22 protein-coding genes and 1 pseudogene are annotated in these 21,555 nt (G+C 69.9%); 5 read left to right on the top strand and 18 right to left on the bottom strand.

Features of this window, described 5'->3' with window-relative positions; genetic code table 11:
• Positions 1-93: 93 nt before the first annotated feature.
• Positions 94-522, top strand: a complete 429-nt coding sequence (locus FVE89_RS18285) for a PaaI family thioesterase (protein ID WP_160535423.1) — start codon at positions 94-96, stop codon at positions 520-522.
• 3 nt (positions 523-525) lie between these two features.
• Here the strand turns inward: FVE89_RS18285 and FVE89_RS18280 are convergent, their stop codons facing one another.
• The 4 genes from FVE89_RS18280 to glyA form a co-directional block, all read right to left on the bottom strand.
• Positions 526-1,146, bottom strand: coding sequence for a riboflavin synthase (locus FVE89_RS18280; RefSeq protein WP_160535421.1), 621 nt, complete (start codon positions 1,144-1,146; stop codon positions 526-528).
• A 3-nt stretch (positions 1,147-1,149) separates the two neighbouring features.
• Positions 1,150-2,259 carry a bifunctional diaminohydroxyphosphoribosylaminopyrimidine deaminase/5-amino-6-(5-phosphoribosylamino)uracil reductase RibD gene (gene ribD / locus FVE89_RS18275; protein WP_160535419.1) on the bottom strand — a complete coding sequence of 370 codons (1,110 nt, stop codon included), beginning with the start codon at positions 2,257-2,259 and terminating at the stop codon, positions 1,150-1,152.
• Positions 2,256-2,786: a transcriptional regulator NrdR gene (gene nrdR / locus FVE89_RS18270; protein ID WP_160535418.1), complete on the bottom strand. Its 531-nt coding sequence runs from the start codon at positions 2,784-2,786 to the stop codon at positions 2,256-2,258. The genes ribD and nrdR overlap by 4 nt, the downstream gene beginning before the upstream one ends.
• A gap of 101 nt (positions 2,787-2,887) precedes the next feature.
• Positions 2,888-4,192, bottom strand: coding sequence for a serine hydroxymethyltransferase (gene glyA, locus FVE89_RS18265; RefSeq protein WP_160535416.1), 1,305 nt, complete (start codon positions 4,190-4,192; stop codon positions 2,888-2,890).
• A 260-nt stretch (positions 4,193-4,452) separates the two neighbouring features.
• Between glyA and FVE89_RS18260 the strand changes: the two genes are divergently transcribed.
• Both FVE89_RS18260 and FVE89_RS18255 read left to right on the top strand, forming a co-directional pair.
• A complete protein-coding gene (locus FVE89_RS18260) occupies positions 4,453-4,848 on the top strand; it encodes a hypothetical protein (RefSeq protein WP_160535414.1) in 396 nt (131 codons plus the stop codon).
• Positions 4,849-5,165: 317 nt separating this feature from the next.
• The gene (locus FVE89_RS18255; protein ID WP_160535412.1) at positions 5,166-5,615 is read left to right on the top strand and encodes a hypothetical protein; all 450 of its coding nucleotides are present in this window, start codon (positions 5,166-5,168) and stop codon (positions 5,613-5,615) included.
• 33 nt (positions 5,616-5,648) lie between these two features.
• On the opposite strand, the gene FVE89_RS18250 is transcribed toward FVE89_RS18255, so the two are convergent.
• The 5 genes from FVE89_RS18250 to FVE89_RS18230 form a co-directional block, all read right to left on the bottom strand.
• A complete protein-coding gene (locus FVE89_RS18250) occupies positions 5,649-5,966 on the bottom strand; it encodes a cupin domain-containing protein (RefSeq protein ID WP_160535410.1) in 318 nt (105 codons plus the stop codon).
• 94 nt (positions 5,967-6,060) lie between these two features.
• Positions 6,061-6,810 (bottom strand): DUF937 domain-containing protein, encoded by a 750-nt coding sequence (locus FVE89_RS18245; RefSeq protein ID WP_160535408.1) that lies wholly within the window; start codon positions 6,808-6,810, stop codon positions 6,061-6,063.
• A 114-nt stretch (positions 6,811-6,924) separates the two neighbouring features.
• The gene (locus FVE89_RS18240; protein ID WP_160535439.1) at positions 6,925-8,361 is read right to left on the bottom strand and encodes an MATE family efflux transporter; all 1,437 of its coding nucleotides are present in this window, start codon (positions 8,359-8,361) and stop codon (positions 6,925-6,927) included.
• 24 nt (positions 8,362-8,385) lie between these two features.
• Entirely contained in the window at positions 8,386-10,359 is a 1,974-nt protein-coding gene (locus FVE89_RS18235; RefSeq protein ID WP_160535406.1) for a monovalent cation:proton antiporter-2 (CPA2) family protein, read from the bottom strand.
• A 118-nt stretch (positions 10,360-10,477) separates the two neighbouring features.
• Positions 10,478-12,088, bottom strand: a complete 1,611-nt coding sequence (locus FVE89_RS18230) for a glycoside hydrolase family 43 protein (RefSeq protein WP_160535405.1) — start codon at positions 12,086-12,088, stop codon at positions 10,478-10,480.
• A gap of 339 nt (positions 12,089-12,427) precedes the next feature.
• Here FVE89_RS18230 and FVE89_RS18225 point away from each other — a divergent pair, with 339 nt between their 5' ends.
• A complete protein-coding gene (locus tag FVE89_RS18225; protein WP_160535403.1) occupies positions 12,428-12,715 on the top strand; it encodes a hypothetical protein in 288 nt (95 codons plus the stop codon).
• On the opposite strand, the gene FVE89_RS18220 is transcribed toward FVE89_RS18225, so the two are convergent.
• Complete coding sequence (locus FVE89_RS18220) at positions 12,709-13,245, bottom strand: RT0821/Lpp0805 family surface protein (protein ID WP_160535401.1); 537 nt, start codon at positions 13,243-13,245, stop codon at positions 12,709-12,711. The genes FVE89_RS18225 and FVE89_RS18220 overlap by 7 nt on opposite strands.
• A 92-nt stretch (positions 13,246-13,337) precedes the next feature.
• On the opposite strand from FVE89_RS18220, the gene pdxH reads away from it, so the two are divergent.
• Entirely contained in the window at positions 13,338-13,961 is a 624-nt protein-coding gene (gene pdxH, locus FVE89_RS18215; protein ID WP_342389700.1) for a pyridoxamine 5'-phosphate oxidase, read from the top strand.
• A 73-nt stretch (positions 13,962-14,034) separates the two neighbouring features.
• Here the strand turns inward: pdxH and FVE89_RS18210 are convergent, their stop codons facing one another.
• The 8 genes and pseudogenes from FVE89_RS18210 to hydA all read right to left on the bottom strand — a co-directional run bounded on the left by FVE89_RS18210 (position 14,035) and on the right by hydA (position 21,507).
• Positions 14,035-14,715 (bottom strand): 50S ribosomal protein L25/general stress protein Ctc, encoded by a 681-nt coding sequence (locus FVE89_RS18210; protein ID WP_160535397.1) that lies wholly within the window; start codon positions 14,713-14,715, stop codon positions 14,035-14,037.
• 159 nt (positions 14,716-14,874) lie between these two features.
• Positions 14,875-15,291 carry a hypothetical protein gene (locus FVE89_RS18205; protein WP_160535396.1) on the bottom strand — a complete coding sequence of 139 codons (417 nt, stop codon included), beginning with the start codon at positions 15,289-15,291 and terminating at the stop codon, positions 14,875-14,877.
• A gap of 201 nt (positions 15,292-15,492) precedes the next feature.
• On the bottom strand, positions 15,493-15,912 hold the full coding sequence (locus FVE89_RS18200) for a hypothetical protein (protein ID WP_160535394.1): 420 nt from the start codon (positions 15,910-15,912) through the stop codon (positions 15,493-15,495).
• Entirely contained in the window at positions 15,867-16,754 is an 888-nt protein-coding gene (locus FVE89_RS18195) for an ABC transporter permease (RefSeq protein WP_160535392.1), read from the bottom strand. Before FVE89_RS18195 ends, FVE89_RS18200 begins: the two co-directional genes overlap by 46 nt.
• A 2-nt stretch (positions 16,755-16,756) precedes the next feature.
• Positions 16,757-17,617: pseudogene (locus tag FVE89_RS18190) on the bottom strand (ABC transporter permease); the annotation flags it as partial.
• 146 nt (positions 17,618-17,763) lie between these two features.
• Positions 17,764-19,020 (bottom strand): extracellular solute-binding protein, encoded by a 1,257-nt coding sequence (locus FVE89_RS18185; protein WP_160535390.1) that lies wholly within the window; start codon positions 19,018-19,020, stop codon positions 17,764-17,766.
• A gap of 16 nt (positions 19,021-19,036) precedes the next feature.
• Positions 19,037-20,032: an ABC transporter ATP-binding protein gene (locus tag FVE89_RS18180; RefSeq protein ID WP_160535388.1), complete on the bottom strand. Its 996-nt coding sequence runs from the start codon at positions 20,030-20,032 to the stop codon at positions 19,037-19,039.
• Between the two features lie 47 nt (positions 20,033-20,079).
• The gene (gene hydA / locus FVE89_RS18175; protein WP_160535386.1) at positions 20,080-21,507 is read right to left on the bottom strand and encodes a dihydropyrimidinase; all 1,428 of its coding nucleotides are present in this window, start codon (positions 21,505-21,507) and stop codon (positions 20,080-20,082) included.
• Positions 21,508-21,555 lie beyond the last annotated feature (48 nt).

Raw genomic sequence — 21,555 nt, 5'->3', positions numbered from 1 at the left:
TTCGAAGCCTGCGCTTCGCTCCGGCACCTCAGATGAGGATGTGGGTGGGTTCGATATGGTTGGCCCGCGACGTCGATCCTGTTGCAAGCACGCATGACCACGACAGCTCTGACCCTCGCCGAGACGAGCGACTTCCTCGACCGCGAATTCCCGCAGATGCAGGCGGGCGGCCGGGCCTATTATCTTGAGGCGGTCGGGCCGCTCTCGGCGCGGATGCGGCTCGAAGCGCACGCGCGCTTCCTGCGCCCCGGCGCGACCATTTCGGGGCCGGCCATGATGGCGCTGGCCGATTACGTGCTCTACGCGGCGATCCTCGCCAATATCGGCCCGGTCGCGCTCACCGTGACCACGAGCCTAACCTTCAACTTCCTGCGCAAGCCCGCCGCGGGCGACCTCCTGGCGGAATGCCGGCTGCTCAAGCTCGGCCGACGCCTCGCGGTGGGCGAGGTGCTGATCACCGCCGCGGGCAGCCCGGATCTCGTCTGCCACGCCACCGGGACCTACTCGATCCCGCCGCGCTGAGCGTCAGGCCCGCGCCTCCGCGAGCCGGGCGGCGTAGCGGGCGATCAGATCGACTTCCAGGTTGAGCCGGTCCCCGGCACGCCGCTCGCCCCAGGTGGTGACCTGAAGCGTGTGGGGGATCAGCAGCACCGAGAACAGGTCGTCCTGAACCGAATTCACCGTGAGCGAGGTGCCATCGAGGCAGACCGAGCCCTTCTCGGCGATGAACTTTTTCACGGCGGCCGGCGCCCGCAGGGCGAAGCGCTCGCTGGCCCCCCAGGCATCGGCCGTGACACGCGTGCGCTCCACGATCTCGGCGAGCCCGTCGACATGGCCGGTGACCAGATGGCCGCCGAGTTCGTCGCCGATCTTGAGCGAGCGTTCGAGGTTGATCCGCGTCCCCGCGACCCAGGATCCCACGGTGGTGCGCGCCAGGGTCTCGGCGGCGGCGTCCACCGCGAAGACGCAGCCGCCCTGGACCGGCTCCACCGACACCGCCGTGAGGCACGGGCCGGAACACGCGATCGAGGCGCCGAGCGCGATGCTGGCCGGATCGTAGGTCGCCTGGATGGCGATCCGGCGCAGGTCGCCTTCGCCCGCCACCGAGACCACCGTGCCGACGTCGCTGACCAATCCCGTGAACATCGCTCAGATCCCGTTGCGTTCGTAGGTCACGGCCGTGTCGGGGCCGAGATGGAGGCGCTCGGCCTCGCGGAAGCGATCGCCCGCCAGGGCCTGCGTCAGGGTCGGTCCCAGGGCCGGGAGGCCACCTTCCGGCCCCAGCGCGACAGGCCCCGTGACCAGCGTGCAGGTGTCGATCAGATCGGCCCGCGCCAGCGCCTCCGCAAGGCGGGGGCCGCCCTCGCTGCACAGGCGGGTCAGGCCGCGCGCGCCGAGATGGGCCAGGGCCGCCGGCAGATCGATCCCGCCGGCCGGATCCGCCGGGACAATGGCGACCTCGACGCCCAGCGCCTCCAGGGCGCGCCGCGCATGGGCCGGGGCGGAGCGGGTGGTCAGCACCAGGGTCGGCGTATCGCGGGCGGTCCGGGCCAGCACGCTGGCGGGCGAGAGCCGCAGATGCGTGTCGAGGACGATCCGCAGGGGCGAACGGCCGGAGAGCCCCGGCAGCCGCACGGTCAGCGACGGATCGTCGGCCCGGGCGGTGCCGATGCCCACCAGGATCGCGTCGGCATGGGCCCGCCAGAGATGGACCGCGCCATCCGCCACCGGCCCGGTGATCCGCAGGCGCTCGGGACCGGCGGAAGCGCAGAAGCCGTCGCGGGTGCGGGCGAGCTTGAGGTGCAGGGCCGGGCGGCCCCGGGTCACCCGGGTGACGTGGCCGATATGGTCGCGCGCGGCCTCTGTCCGTAACAGCCCGGTCTCGACCGCCACGCCGCCCTGGCGCAGGAGATCATGGCCCCGGCCGGCCACGCGCGGATCCGGATCCTCCAGGGCGCTGACCACACGGGCGATCCCGGCCGCCAGGATGGCATTGGTGCAGGGTGGGGTGCGGCCGTGATGCGAGCAGGGTTCGAGCGTCACGTAGAGGGTGGCGCCGCGGGCGGAATCCCCGGCGGCGGCGAGCGCCAGGGGCTCCCCGTGCGGCCGTCCCCCCGGCGCCGTCGCCCCGGTCCCGAGGATGCGCCCCGTGCCGGGCTCGACCACGACGGCACCCACCGACGGGTTCGGCCAGGTGGTGCCGAGGCCCCGCCGGCCCAGCGCCAAAGCGAGGCGCATGAAGTGCGTGTCGTCGCTCATGCGCGTCCGGTGCGTCGGCGCGTCGGCTCAGGCTCCGGCTCGACCTCCGGATCCGGTGTGGCCGCCGTCAGCAGGGGGCCGTCGCCGAGGGTTCCGAGCAGATCCTCGAAATCCTTGGCCTCGCGGAAATTCTTGTAGACGGAGGCGAAGCGCACGTAGGCGACGTCGTCGAGACCTTTGAGCGCCGCCATGACCAGTTCGCCGATCGCCTCGGAGGTCACCTCCGGCTCACCCGCGCTCTCGAGCTGCCGCGTGATGCCGCTGATCAGCCGCTCGACCCGCTCCGGATCGACGGAGCGCTTGCGCAGGGCCACGTCGATCGAGCGCTGGAGCTTGTCGCGGTCGAAGGGCACCCGCTTGCCCGAGCGCTTGAGCACCACGACCTCGCGCAGCTGCACGCGCTCGAAGGTGGTGAAGCGGCCGGCGCAGTCCGGGCAGACCCGGCGACGCCGGATCGCGGCGCCGTCCTCGGAGGGCCGCGAATCCTTCACCTGGGTCTCGGAGCCGCCGCAATAGGGACACCGCATGGATTTCGATACTCGGACATGGAAACGGCCGCGGACCGATGATCCGCGGCCGTTCCCTAATCCACCGAAGGCCGGCCCGGAAGACCGGCCCCGCGCGCGCCTCAGCCGTAGATCGGGAACCGGTCGGTCAGCGCATGGACGCGGGTCTTGACGTCGGCCTCGACCGCGCTGTCGCCCGCCTCGCCCTTGGCGACGAGCCCGTTCAGCACCTCGACGATGAAGCCGCCGATCTGCTTGAACTCGGCGACGCCGAAGCCGCGCGACGTGCCGGCCGGGGTGCCGAGGCGGATGCCCGACGTGATGGTCGGCTTCTGCGTGTCGAACGGAACGCCGTTCTTGTTGCAGGTGATGTCGGCCCGCGACAGCGCGGCTTCCGCCGCCTTGCCGGTCAGGCCCTTCTTCTGGAGGTCGACCAGCATCAGGTGGTTGTCGGTGCCGCCCGAGGTGATGTCGTAGCCGCCCGACATCAGCGTGTCGGCCAGCGCCTTGGCGTTCTCCACGACCTGACGGGCGTAGATCTTGAATTCGGGCTTCAGCGCCTCGCCGAAGGCCACCGCCTTGCCGGCGATGACGTGCATCAGCGGGCCGCCCTGGAGACCGGGGAAGATCGCCGAGTTGAATTTCTTCGCCAGAGCCTCGTCGTTGGTGAGGATCATGCCGCCGCGCGGACCCCGCAGGGTCTTGTGCGTGGTGGTGGTGGCGACATGCGCGTGCGGGAACGGCGACGGATGGACGCCGGCCGCCACGAGGCCCGCGAAGTGGGCCATGTCGACCATGAAGTAGGCGCCCACGGAATCGGCGATCTCGCGGAACCGCGCAAAATCCCAGTGGCGCGGGTAGCCCGAGCCGCCGGCGATGATCACCTTCGGCTTATGCGCCTGCGCGAGCTGGGCGACCTGGTCCATGTCGATCCGCTGGTCCTCGCGGCGCACCGTGTAGGAGACCGGCTTGAACCACTTGCCCGAGACGTTCGGCGGGGCGCCGTGCGTCAGGTGGCCGCCGGCCGCGAGGTCGAGGCCGAGGAAGGTGTCGCCGGGCTGCATCAGGGCCAGGAACACGCCCTGGTTGGCCTGGGAGCCGGAATTCGGCTGCACGTTGGCGAAGCCGCAATCGAACAGGCGCTTGGCGCGCTCGATGGCGAGGTTCTCGGCGATGTCCACGAACTGGCAGCCGCCGTAGTAGCGCCGGCCCGGATAGCCCTCGGCGTACTTGTTGGTCAGCACCGAGCCCTGCGCTTCGAGCACGGCGCGGGACACGATGTTCTCCGAGGCGATCAGCTCGATCTCGTGCTGCTGACGGCCGAGCTCCTTGGCCACCGCCTCGGCGATCTCGGGATCGGCTTCCGTGAGGGGGGCGGCGAAGAAGCTGTTGGAGAAGTGCTTGTCGGCGGCGGTACCGGCGCTCATGGTCTGCCTCTGTTCTGGTAGGGGCGATGCCCGGCCTTTCGTCGGCGTGCACGGGCGGGCGTTCGAACGGGGATTCCTACACGCGCGCGGCCTTCTGGCCAAGCACAGGCATTTTGGGCAGCACCCAAGAATAATTTGCCGCAGGTGGGTGGCCGCCCCGCTCGTTGGCATTGGCGCGCCAATCTACCCGTGCCACGAATCGCCTGACAATATGAAAAAATTCATAGAATAAAAAGTGAACGTTTGGCAAACGAGGGGCCATGCAAAGTCAAGATCGTGATCTGGCTTTGAATTATGCCATTGCTGAACTTAGACTTAGTATCGCTTTCATTACTTTGCATCTTCTTGAAATGAAAGCTGGCTTCAGGGAGGATCAACCGCGCGGCAGCGATGGTCGATGGTCTGGAGGTGCCGGAACCGTTATCGTTACGCGAAAGGATAAAACAGGCGATCCAAAGATCGATCGGTATACCGATACGATAGTTGATGTTGTAAAAGAAATTTTTGAAACTACTGACCCTGGTCGGGACGCCCTGTACGGAGTTGTCATTCACACAAAGGTTGCGGCACGGTTGCGAGAACTAAGAGCCTCTCACAAAACTCCCGCTGCGCTGTCGCGGCCAGAGGGAAATGTCCGGTGCCCGGGAGTTTTGTGAGGAGCTCTAAATCTGCCTGGCATCGGAAGACATGGGATTGAGCAAAGCTTCAGCGCTGGCGACCTTGTACGATACGGGCTGGATGGAAGCGTCCGCACTGATGTGATCCTTCGTGATGGCCGAACAGCGACGGCACCCATCCGAGCGATTTGGGACCTCAAGACCGGCAATGCGCGATTGACGCCTGCTCGTGCGCGCGAGTTGAGAGAAGCTGCTGGAGTCGATGATAGCGTTCCCGTAATAGAAGTACATGTGAGCCGTGGAATCACAGTCAAGAACTTGTCGCTCTCTTCAGTCATGATTGAGGTCGTCATCCCATGACCATGGAAGCTTACGCGCTCTGTACAAGACCAATGTCTAGCGTCACAGAGTGGCAAAGCGCTATCAATGCGCTCGGTTTTGACTTGACGCTCCAAGTAGAGCAAATCCCGCCGGTCACACGTGGCCATTTGCCGGCCACATGGCAAGGTCGCCAAGCCGGTTTCGAATGCTCGGTGATTCCACTCTCGGATCTGACCGAAACCTATCCGGATATAAATTTCGGCGGTCCATGGGCTTGTATCTACGCATTTTATTTCGCAACCATTTCCAGCTGTGCCGGTGTTTGGATTGCAGTTGCTGCCTGCGTGCGACAGTTGGGTGGCATCGCCTTTGACCCGCAAGAGGGCCATCTGCTCGCCGGCGAAGACGCCATTCGTTATGCCCACGAGACACTGGCCAGTGCCACGATGCTCGAGGCACAACTCAGCGGCCCACCGGCTGGTTAGCGCCGGATGTACTGCGCAGTGACCGAACCTTTGTCAGCCCTTCGTTGAGAGGTTCGTTTCGATCAGCACCGTCTCGGTCTCGAATGCGGCGGCGTGCCACGCCCCGGCGGGGAAGTGAAACACGCTGCCGGCGGTGAAGGGCTTGCGGCCCTGCTCGGTCTCCAGGGTCCCTGAACCCGAGACGACCTGCACGAACTGCTCGTGATCGTGGCTGTGACGCGGCGCCGAGACGCCCGCCGGCACCACCACCCGCACGAGGCTCGCGCCCAGGCCCGGGATCGCACGCTTGGCGACGCCGTTGGCCGCGACGCTCTCCTCCTGGTCGTCCCAGGCGGTCAGGTGGTCGGTCATCGTTGCCTCTCGCTGGCGACAGAACGCAGCCGGTCGGCGACGAAATGCGGCGTAGATCCGCCGGGTCAACGGCCGCGGAGGCCTCGTCCGTGCGTCACCCGGTCCCGCCCTGGGGCGGGCGCCCGCGCTTGGCCTTCCCGGCCTGCGGCTCGGGCGGCGCGGCGGCCTGTGCGTCCCGGGGGCCGTCAGCCGTCGCGCCTTTCGTCGGCCAGAAGGTCTCGAACAGATCCTGCATCGCCCGGATGTTGTTGCCCTGCACCTCCGCCCCGGTGCGCAGCATCTGCTGGAGCATGTCCGAGCCGGCCTCGCCCGGCTTCGCCTCCGGCGGTTTGGGGGCCGGTTTGGCCGCCGGGGCCTCGGCGGGCAGGAAGGCCCGCGCCATCTCGGCCCAGGCCGGGCCGAAGGGGAACGGCACCGGCGGGGGCGGCGCGCTGGCCCGCGCCTGGGCGGGCGCGGGTTGCGGCTGGTTCAGCAGCACATGGACGATGCTGGCCACCACGGCGCCCGCCATCATCGGCAGCATCTGGCGCAGCACCTGCGCGCCGACGCCGCTCGTGGCCGAGGCCTGCTGCAGCACCGCCTGCAGCAACTGGGCCGAACCGAACATCTGGCTGAGGGGGTCGAGCCCCTGCGGCGCAGCGGGGCGCGGCGCCTCGGGCAGGCCGAACATCCGCCCGAGGCTGCCCGGATCCATGCCGACGCTGCGCTGGAGGCCGAGGGTCAGGGCCGGCATCAGGGCCTCGAAGGCGCGGGCCGTCTGCTCGGTCGTCAGGCCGAATTGCTGGCCCAGAGCCTGGAACCCGGCCTCGCCCTGAGCCTGGAACATCTCGAGCGGGTTGAACATGACGCCTCGTTCCTGGCCCGGCCGGACCCGGGATGGGGCATCGTGACCCGTCGCGCGGGGAAATACCAGTTCCCACCCGCGGAACTTGTGTTCAGCGCGGCCCGACCGTCGCGTTCAGCTTGCCGGACCGGGTTGGGCATGGCCCACCGGCAGGGGCGCGGCCCGGTGGGGCGCCTCCGGCGCGCCCGCGACCGGCAGGCGCTGCGGCCCCGCGCCCTCCAGCCGGTCGACCGTGCGGCGCGCGAGCAGGAAGCCCAGCACCCCGAAGACCAGCGAGCCGAGCCCCATGCCGGCGACGACCCCCCGGGGGCCGTAGAGCGCCGCCCCGATCAGGCCGGGCGGGATCGTGCCGAGCGTCGCCCGCCCCCAGTTCAGCAGCGTCGAGCGCAAGGGGAAGCCGAGATTGTTGAAGGCGGCGTTGCCCAGGAACAGGAGGCCGTTGAAGAACCAGATCGCGCCGCCGACCTGGCAGAAGAAGCCGAACAGATCGGCCGCGATCCCGTGCAGGCCGAACAGGGCGGCGAGCGGCGCGTGGGCGAGCGCCAGGACGAGCCAGACCAGACTCACGTAGGCGAGCGTCACCCCGGCGGCCTCGCGCAGGACGCCGCGCATCCGGTCGAACCGGCCCGCGCCCCAGTTCTGCGCGAGGATCGGCCCGATCGCCCCCGACAGGGCGAACAGGCCGCAGAAGGCCACCGGCGTCAGGCGGTCGATCACCGAGGCGGCCGCGACCGCCTCGGCGCCATAGCCGGCATAGAGACGCGCCAGGAAGGCGCTCGCCGCCGAGGGCGCGAGGTTGGTGAGGATGGCGGGCCCGGCGACGACCGCCAGGGCGAGGGCGTCGGCCCGCAGATCGGCGGCGCGGGGGCGGCCCAGGAGCCCGTGCCGCGCGACGTCGCGCAGGCCCACCACCACGAAGGTCAGCCGCGCCACGCAGACGGTGATCGCCGCGCCCTCGACGCCGAGGCCGGCGGCGAAGATCAGCAGGGGATCGAGGAACGCGGTGATCAGGGCGCCCGCGAGCGTGACCCGCATCGCCTGCCCCGCCGCACCGACCGCCCGGAGCAGGCCGGTGAACAGCATGCCGGCGGCGAGCAGCGGGTTCGATGCCAGGGTGATGTGCAGGAACAGGGTGGCGACCCGCAGGGCCTCGCCGCTTGCGCCGATCAGGGTCAGGAGCGGCTCGGCCGAGAGCCCGATCAGGACCGCGATCAGGGCGGACAGGCCGGTGCCCAGCGCCAGCGCCGAGGTCGAGAGGCGGCGGGCCGAGGCCGGATCATGCGCACCCACCGCCTTGCCCACCAGGGCGCCCGTGGCGATCATCAGCCCGATATTCACCGCGGTGGCGAAGAACTGCACGATGCCGGCGAAGCCGACCGCCGCGGTGAGGTTCGGGTCACCGAGCGACGAGACGTAGAGCAGCGACAGCAGGTCGACGGCGAAGATCGCCACCAGCCCCACCGAGCCGGTGGCGCCCATCACCACCACGTGCCGCAGGATCGAGCCGGTGACGAAGCGGCCCGTTTCCGGTGGAGGCGGGCCGTCAGACATCGTGTGCGTCACGCATCGGGATCGTCACGCATCCCGGACGCCGCCTTCCGTCTCCAGTTCGGCCTCCGGATCGCCCTCGACCTCCGCGGCGTCCGCCTCCTGCGGGGCCAGCGCCGGTTTCTCGAGCAGGCGCTCGGCCGCCTCGCGCCGGTCGCTGCCCACGAGGTCGCGGGTCTCGGCGCTGAGCGCCCGGGCCGGGCGGATCGGAACGGTCAGCGGCTCCGGCTTGAGGCCCGCGGTCCCGCGCATCCAGCTGGAGCCGTCCGGCAGGGCGCCAGCCTGCTGCAGGACGAGGCGGGCGATGTCGCGCTTGCGCACGTCGTCGGTCCGGGCCGCGGCGGCCTCCGGCGACAGGCCGAGCCCCTCCAAAGCCGCGCGCCCGAAGGCGAGGGCCGATTCCGCGGTCTCGCGGATCTGGTAGTCGACGTCCCGGTTCATCAGCTCCACCGCGTGCAGGCGGTCATAGGCCCGCACGAAGGTGCGCACGCTGGAGAATTCCTCGTGCACGATGTCGACGATCTTCAGGGCGCCCTCCCGGTCGTCGACGCAGATGCAGACCAGCTCGACCCGGCCGATCCCCGCGGCGCGCAGCACGTCGAGCCGCGTGCCGTCGCCGTAATAGATGCGGAAGCCGAAACGTGAGGCGGCGCGCAGCTGTTCCACGTCCTTGTCGATGACGGTGGCGGTGATGCCCTCGGCGAGCAGCACCTGCGTCAGCAGCTGCCCGAACCGGCCGAAGCCGATCACCAGGACCCGGGCGTCGCCGCTCTCGGCGAGTTCGGTCGAGGGCGCCTCCAGCTCGTGCGTGGTCCGGGCGTTGCGCCGCTCGATCAGCTTGTCGAGCCCCTTGGCGGCGATCGGCCCGATCAGCATGGTCAGCGCCGCGAGCGCCACTGCGAAGCGCGTCGCGGTGGCGCCGGTGAGGCCGAGATCCGCCGCCTGCGGCAGCAGCACGAAGGCGAACTCGCCCGCCGGCGCCAGGACGGCCGCGCCCCGCAGCGCCCCGAGCGTGTCCGAGCCGAACAGCCGGAACAGGGCCGCCACCAGGGCGACCTTCACCAGGATGGCGGCGAGCGTCGCCCCGAACAGGGCCGGCCAGACCTCGCGCACGAGGGTGCCGTCGATCGACATGCCGACGCTCATGAAGAACAGGCCGAGCAGCATGCCGCGGAACGGCTCGATATCGGCCTCGAGCTGGTGGCGGAAATTCGACTCGGCGAGCAGGATCCCGGCGAGGAACGCGCCCATCGCCATCGAGAGGCCGACCTGCTCCATCAGCAGGGCGGTGCCGAGCACCACGAGCAGCGCCGCCGCCGTCATCACCTCACGGGCGCCGCTCGCCGCGAGCAGCCGGAAGAACGGGTTCAGGCCGTAGCGGCCGATCAGCACCACCGTCAGGATCGCGGCCAGCGCCTTGCCGGTGGACAGCGCGGCCTCGCCGAGCCAGGATCCGCCGGTCCCGCCGCCAGCCGAGGCGAGCAGCGGCATCAGGGCCAGGATGCCGACCACCGAGAGATCCTGGAACAGCAGCACCGCGAAGGATTTTGCGCCGTAGGCGCTGTTCAGGTCGCCCCGCTCCTCCAGGAGTTGCAGCGCCACCGCGGTGGCCGAGAGGGCGAGCGCGAGCCCGATCACCGCGGCCGCGCCGAGACTCAGGCCCGCCAGCATGCCGGCGCCGCCCAGCACCAGGGCGCAGACGACGAGCTGCGCGGTGCCGAGGCCGAAGATGTCGCGCCGCATCGAGACGAGCTGCGACAGGTGCAGCTCCAGCCCGACGATGAACAGCAGCAGCACCACGCCGATCTCGGCGACGCTGGCGGCGGTGTCGGGCTCGGCGATCAGCGACAGGCCGGACGGCCCGATCAGAACGCCGGCCACGAGGTAGCCCAGCACGGCACTCTGGCCGATCAGCCGGAAGATCGGCACGCCGATCACCGCTGCCGACAGGAAGGTCAGGACCGGCGGCAGGAAGCTCGCATGTTCGACGGGGCTCGCCATGAAGATCGTCCCGGCGGTTCTTCCAAGATGCGTGCGAAGCACCCGCTTAGCGCGGCCGGCGCCGGGATGCGAGCCGCAAGCGGGTGCCGTTCGGCACCGACAGGGCTTCGTCGGGCGATCAGCCCAGCAGCCGCGGCCGGGCGGGGCGCGAGCCGTCGATGAATTCCAGGCCCCCGGCCGCGCTCAGCATGTGCAGGCGCGAGCCCGGCCAGGCCGCCCCGGGCCCGAGGCGGGTCTCGACTCGCTGGGCGTAGCCCTCCTCGTCGAGGCGCAGGATCCGGGCGAGGCCGAGCGCCGCGCCGTAGCCGCCGCGGCAATCCTGCACCGGCCGGATCAGGGCGCCGCCCCGCGCCACGACCGGCCCGGCGGCCCGGGCCGAGCCGACATCGATCAGGACCGGGTTGCGCCGATGCGGCGTCCAGGGGCCGCGGAAATGCGGCGCGTGCCAGAGGTGCAGCGTGTCGGAATAGCTGCCGCCGCCGGCCCGGACCGTGGCGAACAGCCACCAGCGCCCGCCGTGCCGCAGCAGCGTCGCGTCGCTGGCCACGATCCCGTCCACCAGCACCGCCTCGTGGACCCAGCCCCGCGGGAAGGCGGTGGCGCGGTACAGGTCGATCGTCCCGGAGGCGTGGGATTCCGGGATCATCCAGGCCTGCCCGTCCGCCTCGAACACGAACGGGTAGGAGAGGTGTGTTTCGAGTTCGAGCACCGGCTCCGGCCGGCCCCGGGGACCGCTGGCCTCGAAGCCGACCGCCGAGATCACCCCCTTGCCCCGGCGATAGTCGAATTCCTCGACGAACAGGGTCACGGCCCCGGCCCGGGCGATGGCGAAGGGGTCGGCGTAGAAGCGGCGTCCGTCGTCGGGCAGGTCGTTCCAGCCGCCCTCCGGGTGGCGGCGCAGGTCGATCAGGTCCGGGCCGACGACCTGCCGCCAGCCCACCCGCCATTGCGGACCCTGGAAGCAGAGGGCGTAGAGCCGGCGGGCGATCTGCCGGGCGAGGCCCCCGGCGGCGCGCCGCCCGGCCCCGAACCCGTCGAGGTCGAAGACCCGGCTCGGTTGCAGCGGCGCCTCGGCGCCATCGGGCAGCGTCGGCGATCCGGCCCCGTCGAGGGCGGCGGCGATCAGCGTGATCGTCCGGGCGAGGTAATCCTCGAAGGCGGCGAGCATCACGGTATGCGATTCCGCCCCGAGGCGGCCGACGGCCACCGGCGCGCCGTCCGGCCCGCGCAGGGCCGCCACCGGCGCCCGGCGGGCGAACAGGGCGGCGAGCAGGCCCGCTTCCCCGGGCCGCCCGTCGAAATCGAGCCGCCAGACAGGCGCGGCGGTCGAAGAGGCGGTCGGCGCGGCGGACGCGCCCGAGAGGTCGAGGACGAGGTCGGTATCGGCCCTCACCGCCTCGTCCGGCCGGACCTCGTAAGGCGCCAGGGCGACCGGCTCGGCCGCGGTGGCGAGCCCCGGACGCGGCAGCCCATGAATCGCCGCCTCCAGGCGGAACAGCAGTTCGGCATTCGCCGGCAGGCCATCGCCCTGCGTCACCCAGGCGATCCGGACGCGCCTGTCGGGCCGCTGCCCGAGCTGATCGAGGAGGCGGATATGCCAGCCGCGCAGGGACTGGCGGTCCAGGCGGACGGTGATGCATCGCGCGACGGCGCCCGGGCCGTGCGCCTGGGTGGCGGGAGCCCGACCGCCGACCGCCGACCGGTCCGAGCCGCCGATCACACGCTCCATCAACCGAACGATCTCGCGCTCGGCCTGTCGTATTGCGTCACGACGCGCACGGTGTGGGGCCCTGAAAAACGCCTTGGACGGCCGTCAATACGGTCGATGCGGGCTCGGAAGCTGTTGCTTGGCGGTACGATCCAGCAAGACCGACCGGTTGTCCACCAGAACAATCCGGCCATGCCGGGCGATTCCTGTCGACGTCATCAAAAATTGATGCGTTTCATCCGGCATCGTAAACCTCTGTTGCGCGGCCGTGATACCGTGTCACGCGGCTGATCCGGGGCTATCCGGGAACTCCCCGTTCGGCTGTGCCGTTCGCCGAGTCAGAGGTTTTGGAGACAGGACATGACGCGCAAGACGCTGACGCTCACGGCAATGCTCCTCGTCGCCCTGCCCGGGACGGCCTTCGCCTGGGGCGGCGGTGGTGGCGGTGACAGCGGCAGCGGGCTCTCGCCCTACGCGGCGCTGAGCGGCAACGACCGTTCGGCCGGCGTGAACAACGGTAATTACCGCGACCCGGCGCTCGATCCCTACATCCGGACCTACGATCCGGAGGCCGCCGCCCGCTACGTCGCGCCGCCGGCCGCCCAGCCGCGTCTGCGCATGCGGCCCTATTACGGCTATCCCTACTGAGCCGTCCCCCCTGCGCCGGCCCCCGCACGGGGCCGGCCGTCATCCGAAGCGTTCGGACCCTTCGCGGTCCGGATGCGCGTGAGCGTCCAGGCGCCGCCCGAGGGCTTGCAGCCGGTGCCGCGCACGAAGCGGCTGCGCTGCGGGGCGACCACGGAGGCCAGGAAGTTGCGGCAGATCAGGTCGTCGGCCACGTAAGGCAGGCCGGTCGGGTTGACGGTGCCGTGCAGGCCCGTCTCGGGGTTGTCCCATTTCACCGGACGCCCGTTGCCCTGCGGATCCAGCGCGACCGTCAGAGCCGCCCGGGCTCGCCGCCAATCCTCCTCGGCGAGGTCGTTCCCGAAGCTCAGGGGCCGTTTCTCGATGCTGCCGGTGACGGTGGGCTCCGCGGCCACGCGGGGCGCCTCGTCCGCCCCGTGGAAGACGAGCAGCGGCTGGCTGCAGCCGCACAGGACCAGCATCATCGACAGAGACAGCACGGACGCGCCGAAGCGCGCCTGCCGCCGTGCCTCTTTACACGCGCATCGCCGCATTACACCTGACTCACGACGGGCTTTCCGCTCGACCGAACATGCCGATGTCGGTGCCCCCTCAGGCCCTGGACGCGGCAGGCAGGAGTCTTGGCGTGGATCAGTTAAGGACCGATGACCCGCGAGGCGCGGACTTCACCCAGAGCGACGACCCGCTCGCCCTGTTTTCCGCCTGGATGAAGGAGGCGGAGGCCGCCGAGCCCGAGGACCCGAACGCGATGGCGCTCGCCACCGCGGGATCCGACGGGCTGCCCGATGTCCGCGTGGTGCTCCTGAAGGGTTTCGACGCGCGCGGCTTCGTTTTTTACACCAACGCGCACTCCGCCAAGGGCGAGGAACTGGCGCAGAATCCGCAGGCCGCCCTGGTGCTGTACTGGAAGAGCCTGCGGCGGCAGGTGCGTGCCCGGGGTCCGGTCTCGCCGGTGACGCCGGAGGAGGCGGATGCCTATTTCGCGAGCCGCCGCCGGGAGAGCCGGCTCGGCGCCATCGCCAGCCAGCAATCGCGCCCGCTCGCCGACCGCGCCACGCTGATGGACGCGGTGGCCGACCTCTCCGCGCACTACGGGGACGGACCGATCCCGCGGCCCCCGCACTGGACCGGCTACCGCATCACGCCGGTGAGCATCGAGTTCTGGCAGAACGGCGACTTCCGTCTGCACGACCGGGTCCGCTTCACCCGGACCGGCGACGGCTGGAGCCGGGCGCGGCTCTATCCTTGAGCCCCGGCCCCTGAAACGAAGAGAGCCCCGACAGGGCCGGGGCTCTCGATCGCGCTGGACGGTCCGACGCGGCTCAGGCCTCGTCGCCGTCCTTCTTCTCGCCTTCGGCAGCCTCGGCCTTCTCGTCGGCGGCCTCGCTCGCCTGTGCCTCGGCGACGGCGGCCTCCTCGGCCTCCACCTCGGCACCGAGCACCGTCGGCGGCACGATGTTGGCCACCGGGTCGGTCGCCTCGCCGGTGTAGGAGCCGGCCGGGATCTTGATGTCGGAGACGTGGATCACGTCGCCGATCGCGCGGCCGGTCAGGTCGACCTCGATCGCATCCGGGATCTGGTCGGGGGCGACGTCGAGGCTCAGGGTGTGGGCCACGATGTTGAGGGTGCCGCCGAGCTTCTTGATGCCGGGGGCCGCGTCCTCGTTGACGAAGTGCACCGGCACCTCGACCGTGACGGTCTGGCCCGAGACGACCCGCAGGAAGTCGACGTGCAGCGGCACGCCGGTCACCGGGTCGAGCTGGAAGTCGCGCGGGATCGCGCGGATCTTCTTGCCGCCGGCGTTGATCTCGAACAGCGTGGTCTTGAAGCCGCCGGCGTAGATCAGGGTGCGGGTGCGGATGAGGTCGACCGCGATGGATTGCGGCGGCTGGCCGCCCCCGTAGATGACGGCGGGAACCTGGCCCTGGCGACGAACGGCCCGGGCGGCCCCCTTGCCGACCCGGTCGCGTGCCACGGCCTCAAGCGTCTTCACAGCGCTCATGGCGTGATCCTTTCGATGGCTGGAGCCGGAACGCGAAAAAGCCGCCCGCTACGGACGGCTCAACCCCTTCCCGGCGCGCCCCTGCCTCCAAGGGTGTCTCGGGGGCGCGGGGTGCGCATACACGGACGGGGGTGGATTGGCAATGTTCGGGTGGCGCCGCTATGGGGCTGCGAGCCCGCTCCGGAGGATCATGCCGATGGCTTCCTCTCGGCTCGGCCGCTCCGGCCTCGACAGGCGCCACGCATCGATCGCGCCCAGGACATCGCCAGGGATTGTCGATGCCTCGACCGGCTGGGGCGCGGACGCGGCCGCACCGAACTGGCTCAGGGCGAAAGGCGAGTTGCCACTCGGCGTCAGGTGCAGGGTCACATAGATCCGCTCGCCGCTCGCGAGGCGATCGACAGTGTCGTGCGCGTCTCGCAAATCCAGACCGAAGTCCATCAGGGCTCGCACGAGGCTGACGGGTTGCTCGATCGGGCTCGAGGCCTGGAGCACGAGCTCAACGGGGAGACCGGACGGGCGGTGGTCGGCGCCCGCGCTTCGGTCCCGCTCCCGTCGTTCGAGCGCCTCCTTCAATGACGATCGCATCGACTTCAGCCTCTCTCAAGATCGCCGCACCGATCGCGTTGAGACCAACCCGCCCAAGGGCACCCCTATGCCGCCCCTGAATATGGGCAGGGCGAAATACAATGTTGGGCCGATCTGCTCAGCTCGCCGACTGCCTGCAGCCGCCCGACCGGCGTTTCGATCTCGATCAGGACCGTATTTCCGCGGCCATCATCGAGGATCGTGATCGCAACGGAATCGGCCAGCCACACAAGCGAACCTCATCGACTCGCATGCGGGCATGGTGAGAAGATCGGTGCCTCGCCGGAACCCTGTTGGGCAACGGCGGACCCCATCCACCGCGGACATCCGGCTCTGCGTGCGAGCAAACCCATCACGGCCGCCCTCGGCGAGCCGCGAGCCCTCGACCGCGAGAAGGCTGCGCTGGAGGCCATTCTGCGGCAGCGGGTTCAGGAAGCGCTGGACGATCCGCGCCCTGCGATCCTGGCCGATCAGGTCTTCGCGGATCTGCATGCCCATCATGCGCAGCGCATGAGAGCGGCCAAGCGTGGCGCATAGCGTAATGGTTTTCTTCTCGACTACGGCTACAACCCCGCCAGCGCCCGCCGCGCGCGGCGCTTCTGCAGCCATAGCGTCAAACCGAGCGCCGTCCCGATCACCAAGCCTGAGACCGCCGTGGTCACCGTGCCCAGCGCGTAGATCTCCGGCGTCGTCACCGTGGTGGTCAGGCCCTGCAATTCCAGCGGCAGGGTGTTGCGGCCGCCGATCGCCTGGCTGGTGCGGGCGAGCTCGTCGAACGACAGGGTGAAGCCGAACAGCGCGACGCCGACGAGGGCGGGCGCGAGGATCGGCACCACCACGTGGCGCAGCGTCTGCGGTCCGCTGGCGCCGAGGTCGCGCGCGGCCTCCTCGTAGGCCGGGTCGAACCGGTTGAACACCGCGAACATGATCAGCAGGCCGAAGGGCAGCGTCCAGGTGAGGTGCGCCCCGAGCGCCGAGCTGTAGAGGCCCATCAAGGTGCCGTGATCCTGCAGGAAGCCCCAGCCGGTGGCGGCGGCGAGCGCCTTGATGGCGTCGTCGAGGAGCCGGAACTCCAGCCCGATCCCGAGGGAGACCACGATCGACGGCACGATCAGGCTCGACACCGCCAGGGCGAAGACGAGGCCCGCCCCCCAGAACCCCTTCCGGAAGGCGAGGCCGGCGTAGAACGCGATGCCCACGGTGAGCGCCATCACCACGAGGCCGAGCGCCAGGGAGCGGCGCAGCGCCGCCCAGATGTCGACCACGCCGACGCCCTCCCACAGCTTGGCGAACCAGTGGGTCGAGATGCCGTTCATCGGGAAGGTCAGGCCGCCGGACGGACCCTGGAAGCTGAGCGCCAGGATCGTCAGCGTCGGCCCGTAGAGGAACAGGACGTAGAGGGCGAAGACCGCCGCCAGCAGGTAGAAGGCGCGGCCCCGGGGCTGGTCCATCGCTACAGCTCCCGCCGGAGGTCGATCATCCGGGTGAGACCCAGGATCATCAGCAGCACGGCGGCGAGCAGCACCATGGCGTTGGCGGCCGCCGCCGGGAATTGCAGGTAGGCCATCTGCACCTGGATCACCTTGCCGACGCTGGCGATCTGCTGCCCGCCCATGACGCCGACCGTGACGAAGTCGCCCATCACCAGGGTCGTCACGAAGATGGTGCCGATGGCGATGCCGGGCTTGGCCAGCGGCAGGATCACGGTCCAGAGGATCTGCGCGCCCGACGCGCCGCAATCCCGCGCCGCCTCGATCAGCCGCCGGTCGATGCGGGCGAGGCTGTTGAAGATCGGCACGATCATGAACACCGTGTCGAGGTGCACGAAGGCCAGGACCACCGCGAAGTCGGAGTAGAGCAGGCCCTCGATCGGCTGCCGGATCAGGCCGAGCGCACGGAGCGTGTCGTTGATCAGGCCGTTGCGGCCGAGCAGCGGGATCCACGAGATCATGCGGATCACGTTCGAGGTCCAGAACGGGATCGTGCAGAGCAGGAACAGGCCCATCCGCACCGTGCCTGAGCGGATATGGAAGGCCAGGAAATAGGCGATCGCGAAGCCCAGCGGCAGGGTGATCGCCAGCGTCAGGGCGACGAACTTCACCGTCGAGAGATAGGTGCGCAGAGTCGTGCAGAGGTCGGCCGACAGGCAGCCGTCGAACACGTCGGCGTAGTTCTGGAGGGTGAGCGCCGGGATGATCTCGTACTCGTTGTACTCCCAGAGGGAGACGATCCCGGTGAGCACCAGCGGGATCACCAGGAAGATCAGAAAGATCAGGGCGAGCGGCGCGGCCTGGAGATAGGCGAGGGCGCGGCGCGGGCGGAGAGGCGCAACGCGACTCTCCTCTCCCCGGGGGGGAGGAGCCGGAGGTGGGGGTGGTGCAGGATCGAGCGGTGCGGTGCCGTCTGCACCACCCCCGCCCCTGCCCCTCTCCACAGGGGGGAGGGGAAAGGTGAGCCCGCTCACGCCGCGATGAACTCGTTCCACTTGCGCACCATGTAGGTGTTCTCGTCCATCACGGCGTTCCAGCAGGCGACCGCGCCCATCCGCGCGTCGAAGGAGCCGCCGTCGCGGGTGGCGCCGGCCTTCTCGATCAGGGTGCCGTCGGGGCCCAAAATGTCCTTCTCGGCGGGCTTGCCCTCCATCCAGAAGGCCCATTCGTAGGGCTGCATGTTCGCCTGGGCGGTCTCCAGCACCGCGGAATAGTAGCCCTGCCGGTTGAGATAGGCCCCGCCCCAGCCGGACAGGAACCAGTTGATGAAATCGTAGGCGGCGTCGAGCTTCCTGCCGCTCAGGGTCTTCGGGATGCCGAAGCCCGAGGCCCAGGCCCGGTAACCCTCCTTCAGCGGCTGGTAGGTGCACGGCACCCCCTGGGCGCGCACCTTCGTGACGGCGGGCGACCACATCGACTGGATCACCGTCTCGCCCGAGGCCATCAGGTTCACGGATTCGTTGAAGTCCTGCCAGAAGGCCCGGAACTGTCCGGCGCGCTTGGCCTCGATCAGCACCTTGATGGTCCGGTCGATCTCGGGGCGCGTCATGTTGCCCTTGTCGCCATAGGTGTAGTCGCCGGTGGCCTCCACCACCATGGCGGCATCCATGATGCCGATCGACGGGATGTTGAGGATCGAGGCCTTGCCCTTGAAGGCCGGATTCAGGAGCTCCTTCCAGCTCGTGACCGGGACCTTGATCAGGTCCGGCCGGATGCCCAGCGTGTCGGCGTTGTAGACGGTCGGGATCAGCGAGATCCACTGGGTCTGTTCGCCGGCAAATTTCTTGGAGTCCTGGCCCTCCAGGTAGAAGACCTTCCTGGGCGCCGTGCCCTGGTCGCCGATCTTCTTGCCCGCGACCTCACCCTTGGTGAAGACCGAGGAAATCTTGTCGGCGAGCTTGATTCTTTTGGCGTCCATGCCCTGCAGGTTGCCGGAGGGCAGGATCTTCTTGAGGCTGAAATACTCGGTGTCGATCAGGTCGAAGGAGTTCGGCTGGGTGACCGCCCGCTTGGTCACCTCGTCGGTCACCACCGGAATGTATTCGAGGGTGATGCCGAGATCCTCCTTCACCTTCCGGGCGATGTCGGCGGACTGGTTCACCGCGGTGCCGAGATAGCGCAGGGTCACGGGCTCGGCGGCGTGCACCGCCGGGAAGCCGGTGACCGGCGTCGCGGCGAGCGCGGCGGCGCCCTTCAGGAGCGTGCGGCGGCTCGGGGAAAGGTCCATGGTCGTCTCCGTCCTGTTACGCATCGAGGCGGTGGGCGGCGGCTTCGTCCCAGCCGACCGGAACCGTGTCCCCCGGCCGGAGCGGGCGCGCTGAAAAATCCGCGTCGCTGAGGATCGCCGTGAGGGCTGCCGGGCTCTCGGGCGGGCGCTCCAGACCGTCTGCATCGAGGCCGACATGGACGCTGGTGCCCTGGTACTCCACCGCCACCACCCGGGCCGGCACCGCGGAGGGGCCGGCCTCGGCGCCGAGCCGCATCCGGTCGGCCCGCACCGCGACCAGCCCGTCGGGCAGCCGGATGACGTTGTGGCCGCCGATGAACCGGGCCACGAAGGCGGTGGCGGGCCGCTCGAACACCGTGCGCGGGTCGGCGGCCTGCTCGATCCGGCCGGCATTCATCACCACCACGAGGTCGGAGAGCGCCATCGCCTCCTCCTGGCTGTGGGTGACATGGATGAAGGTCAGGCCGAGTTCGGTCTGGATCCGCTTCAGCTCCACCCGCATCCGCACCCGCAGGAACGGGTCGAGGGCCGAGAGCGGCTCGTCGAGGAGCAGCACCTTCGGGCCGGTGACGAGGGCGCGGGCCAGCGCCACGCGCTGCTGCTGCCCGCCTGAGAGCTGGGCCGGCAGGCGCCCGGCGAGGTGGCCCATCTGCACGAGGTCGAGCATCGCCATGGCCTTGGCGCGGCGCTCCGCCTTGCCGATTCCGCGCATCTTCAGGCTGAAGGCGACGTTGTCCCGCGCGTCGAGATGCGGAAACAGCGCGTAGCTCTGGAACATCATGGCGGTGCCGCGCTCGGCCGGAGGCGCATCGCCCACCGCCTTCGGGCCGATCACGACCTCGCCCGCGCTGACGCGCTCGTGGCCGCCGATCATCCGCAGCGTCGTGGTCTTGCCGCAGCCCGAGGGCCCGAGCAGGCAGCAATAGGCGCCGGACGGCACCTTGAGGTCGATACCATCCACCGCAATGGCCGCACCGTAGCGCTTGGTCAGGCCGATCAGCTCGACATTCATGTGAGGCTCCCCCCGGAGATCACGCAAGCGGCGGGCCAGCGGGGCCGTCAGGCCTCCCGCCGCTCGGCCGGATCGACCGCCCGGTCGAGCACCCGCCCGTGCCCCGGCGCGGAGAGAACCTTGCCGTCCTCGGCGATTACCTGCCCGCCCGCGATGGTCATGACTGGCCAGCCGGTGACCTCGAACCCCTCCCAGGGCGTGTAGTCGGAACCGTGATGCAGGTTCGCTTGCCGGATGGTCTCGCGCTTGTTGGGGTCCCACAGGGTCAGGTCGGCGTCGAAGCCGGGGGCGATCGAGCCCTTGCGCGGATAGAGCCCGTAGAGCTTGGCGTGGTTGGTGGCGGTCAGCGCGGCGAACTGGTTGAGGCTGATCCGCCCCTTCGAGACGCCCTCAGAGAAGAACACCGGAAGCCGCGTCTCGACGCCCGGGATGCCGTTCGGGATCCAGCGGAACGAGGTCTTGCCGCGCGGGTTCAGCTTGCCCTGCGGGTCGTCGTAGCGGAATGGGCAATGGTCGGAGGAGACCACGTCGAAGATCCCGCGCCGGATGCCCGACCACACCGCCTCCTGGCTCGCGACGTCCCGCGTCGGCGGTGAGCAGACGTATTTCGAGCCCGCCATGGGATCGTCGAGGCCGAGCCCCTTCATGTCCTCAGCCGTCAGCGTCAGGTATTGCGGGCAGGTCTCGGCCCGGATCTTCAGGCCCCGCGCTTGCGCCCAGGCGATCTGCTCGGTCGCCTCGCGGCCCGAGACGTGGACGATGACGATGGGCAGGTCGATCAGCTCGGCGTGGCTGATCGCCCGGTGGGCCGCCTCGCGCTCGACCACCTCGGGGCGCGACAGGGCGTGGCCGTAGGGCCTGGTCTCGCCCGCCCGCTCCAGCCGCTCGCTGAGATAGCGGATCGCGTCGTAGCCCTCGGCATGGACCATCACCCGCGCGCCCTGCCGCCGCGCCACGTGGAACACGTCGAGGAGCTGGCGGTCGTTCAGCACGAGGTCGTCGTAGGTCATGAAGACCTTGAACGAGGTGTAGCCGTCGGCCACCAGAGCGGGCAGCTCCTGGCCGAGCACGGCTTCCGTCGGGTCCGAGATGATCATGTGGATCGCCACGTCCACGTGGCACTGGCCCTCGGCCCTGGCCCGGTAGGCATCGACCGCCCCGCGCAGGGAGGCGCCCCGGGGCTGGAGCGCGAAGGGCATCACGCAGGTGTTGCCGCCGGCCGCCGCCGCCCGGGTGGCGCTCTCGAAATCGTCCGCCATGACGATGCCGGGGCCTGAATCCTGGGCGATGTGGACGTGGCTGTCGATGCCGCCGGGCAGGACCAGCAGGCCGGAGGCGTCGATCACCCGGGCAGCATCCGCGATGCCCTCGGCCACCGCCACGATGCGGCCGCCGCGCACGCCGATATCGGCCCGCACCGTGTCGCTCGCCGTGACGACGGTGCCGCCGCGGATCGCCAGATCGTATTCGGGCATGCCGCTCCCTCCTCTGCGCCGCCGGGCCGATGCATGGTCCGCGCCGAT

Source organism: Methylobacterium sp. 2A, from assembly GCF_009806555.1.
GTDB lineage: Bacteria > Pseudomonadota > Alphaproteobacteria > Rhizobiales > Beijerinckiaceae > Methylobacterium.
Note: the sequence above shows the minus strand (reverse complement) of the source record. Positions and strands in the feature narration are given on the sequence as shown.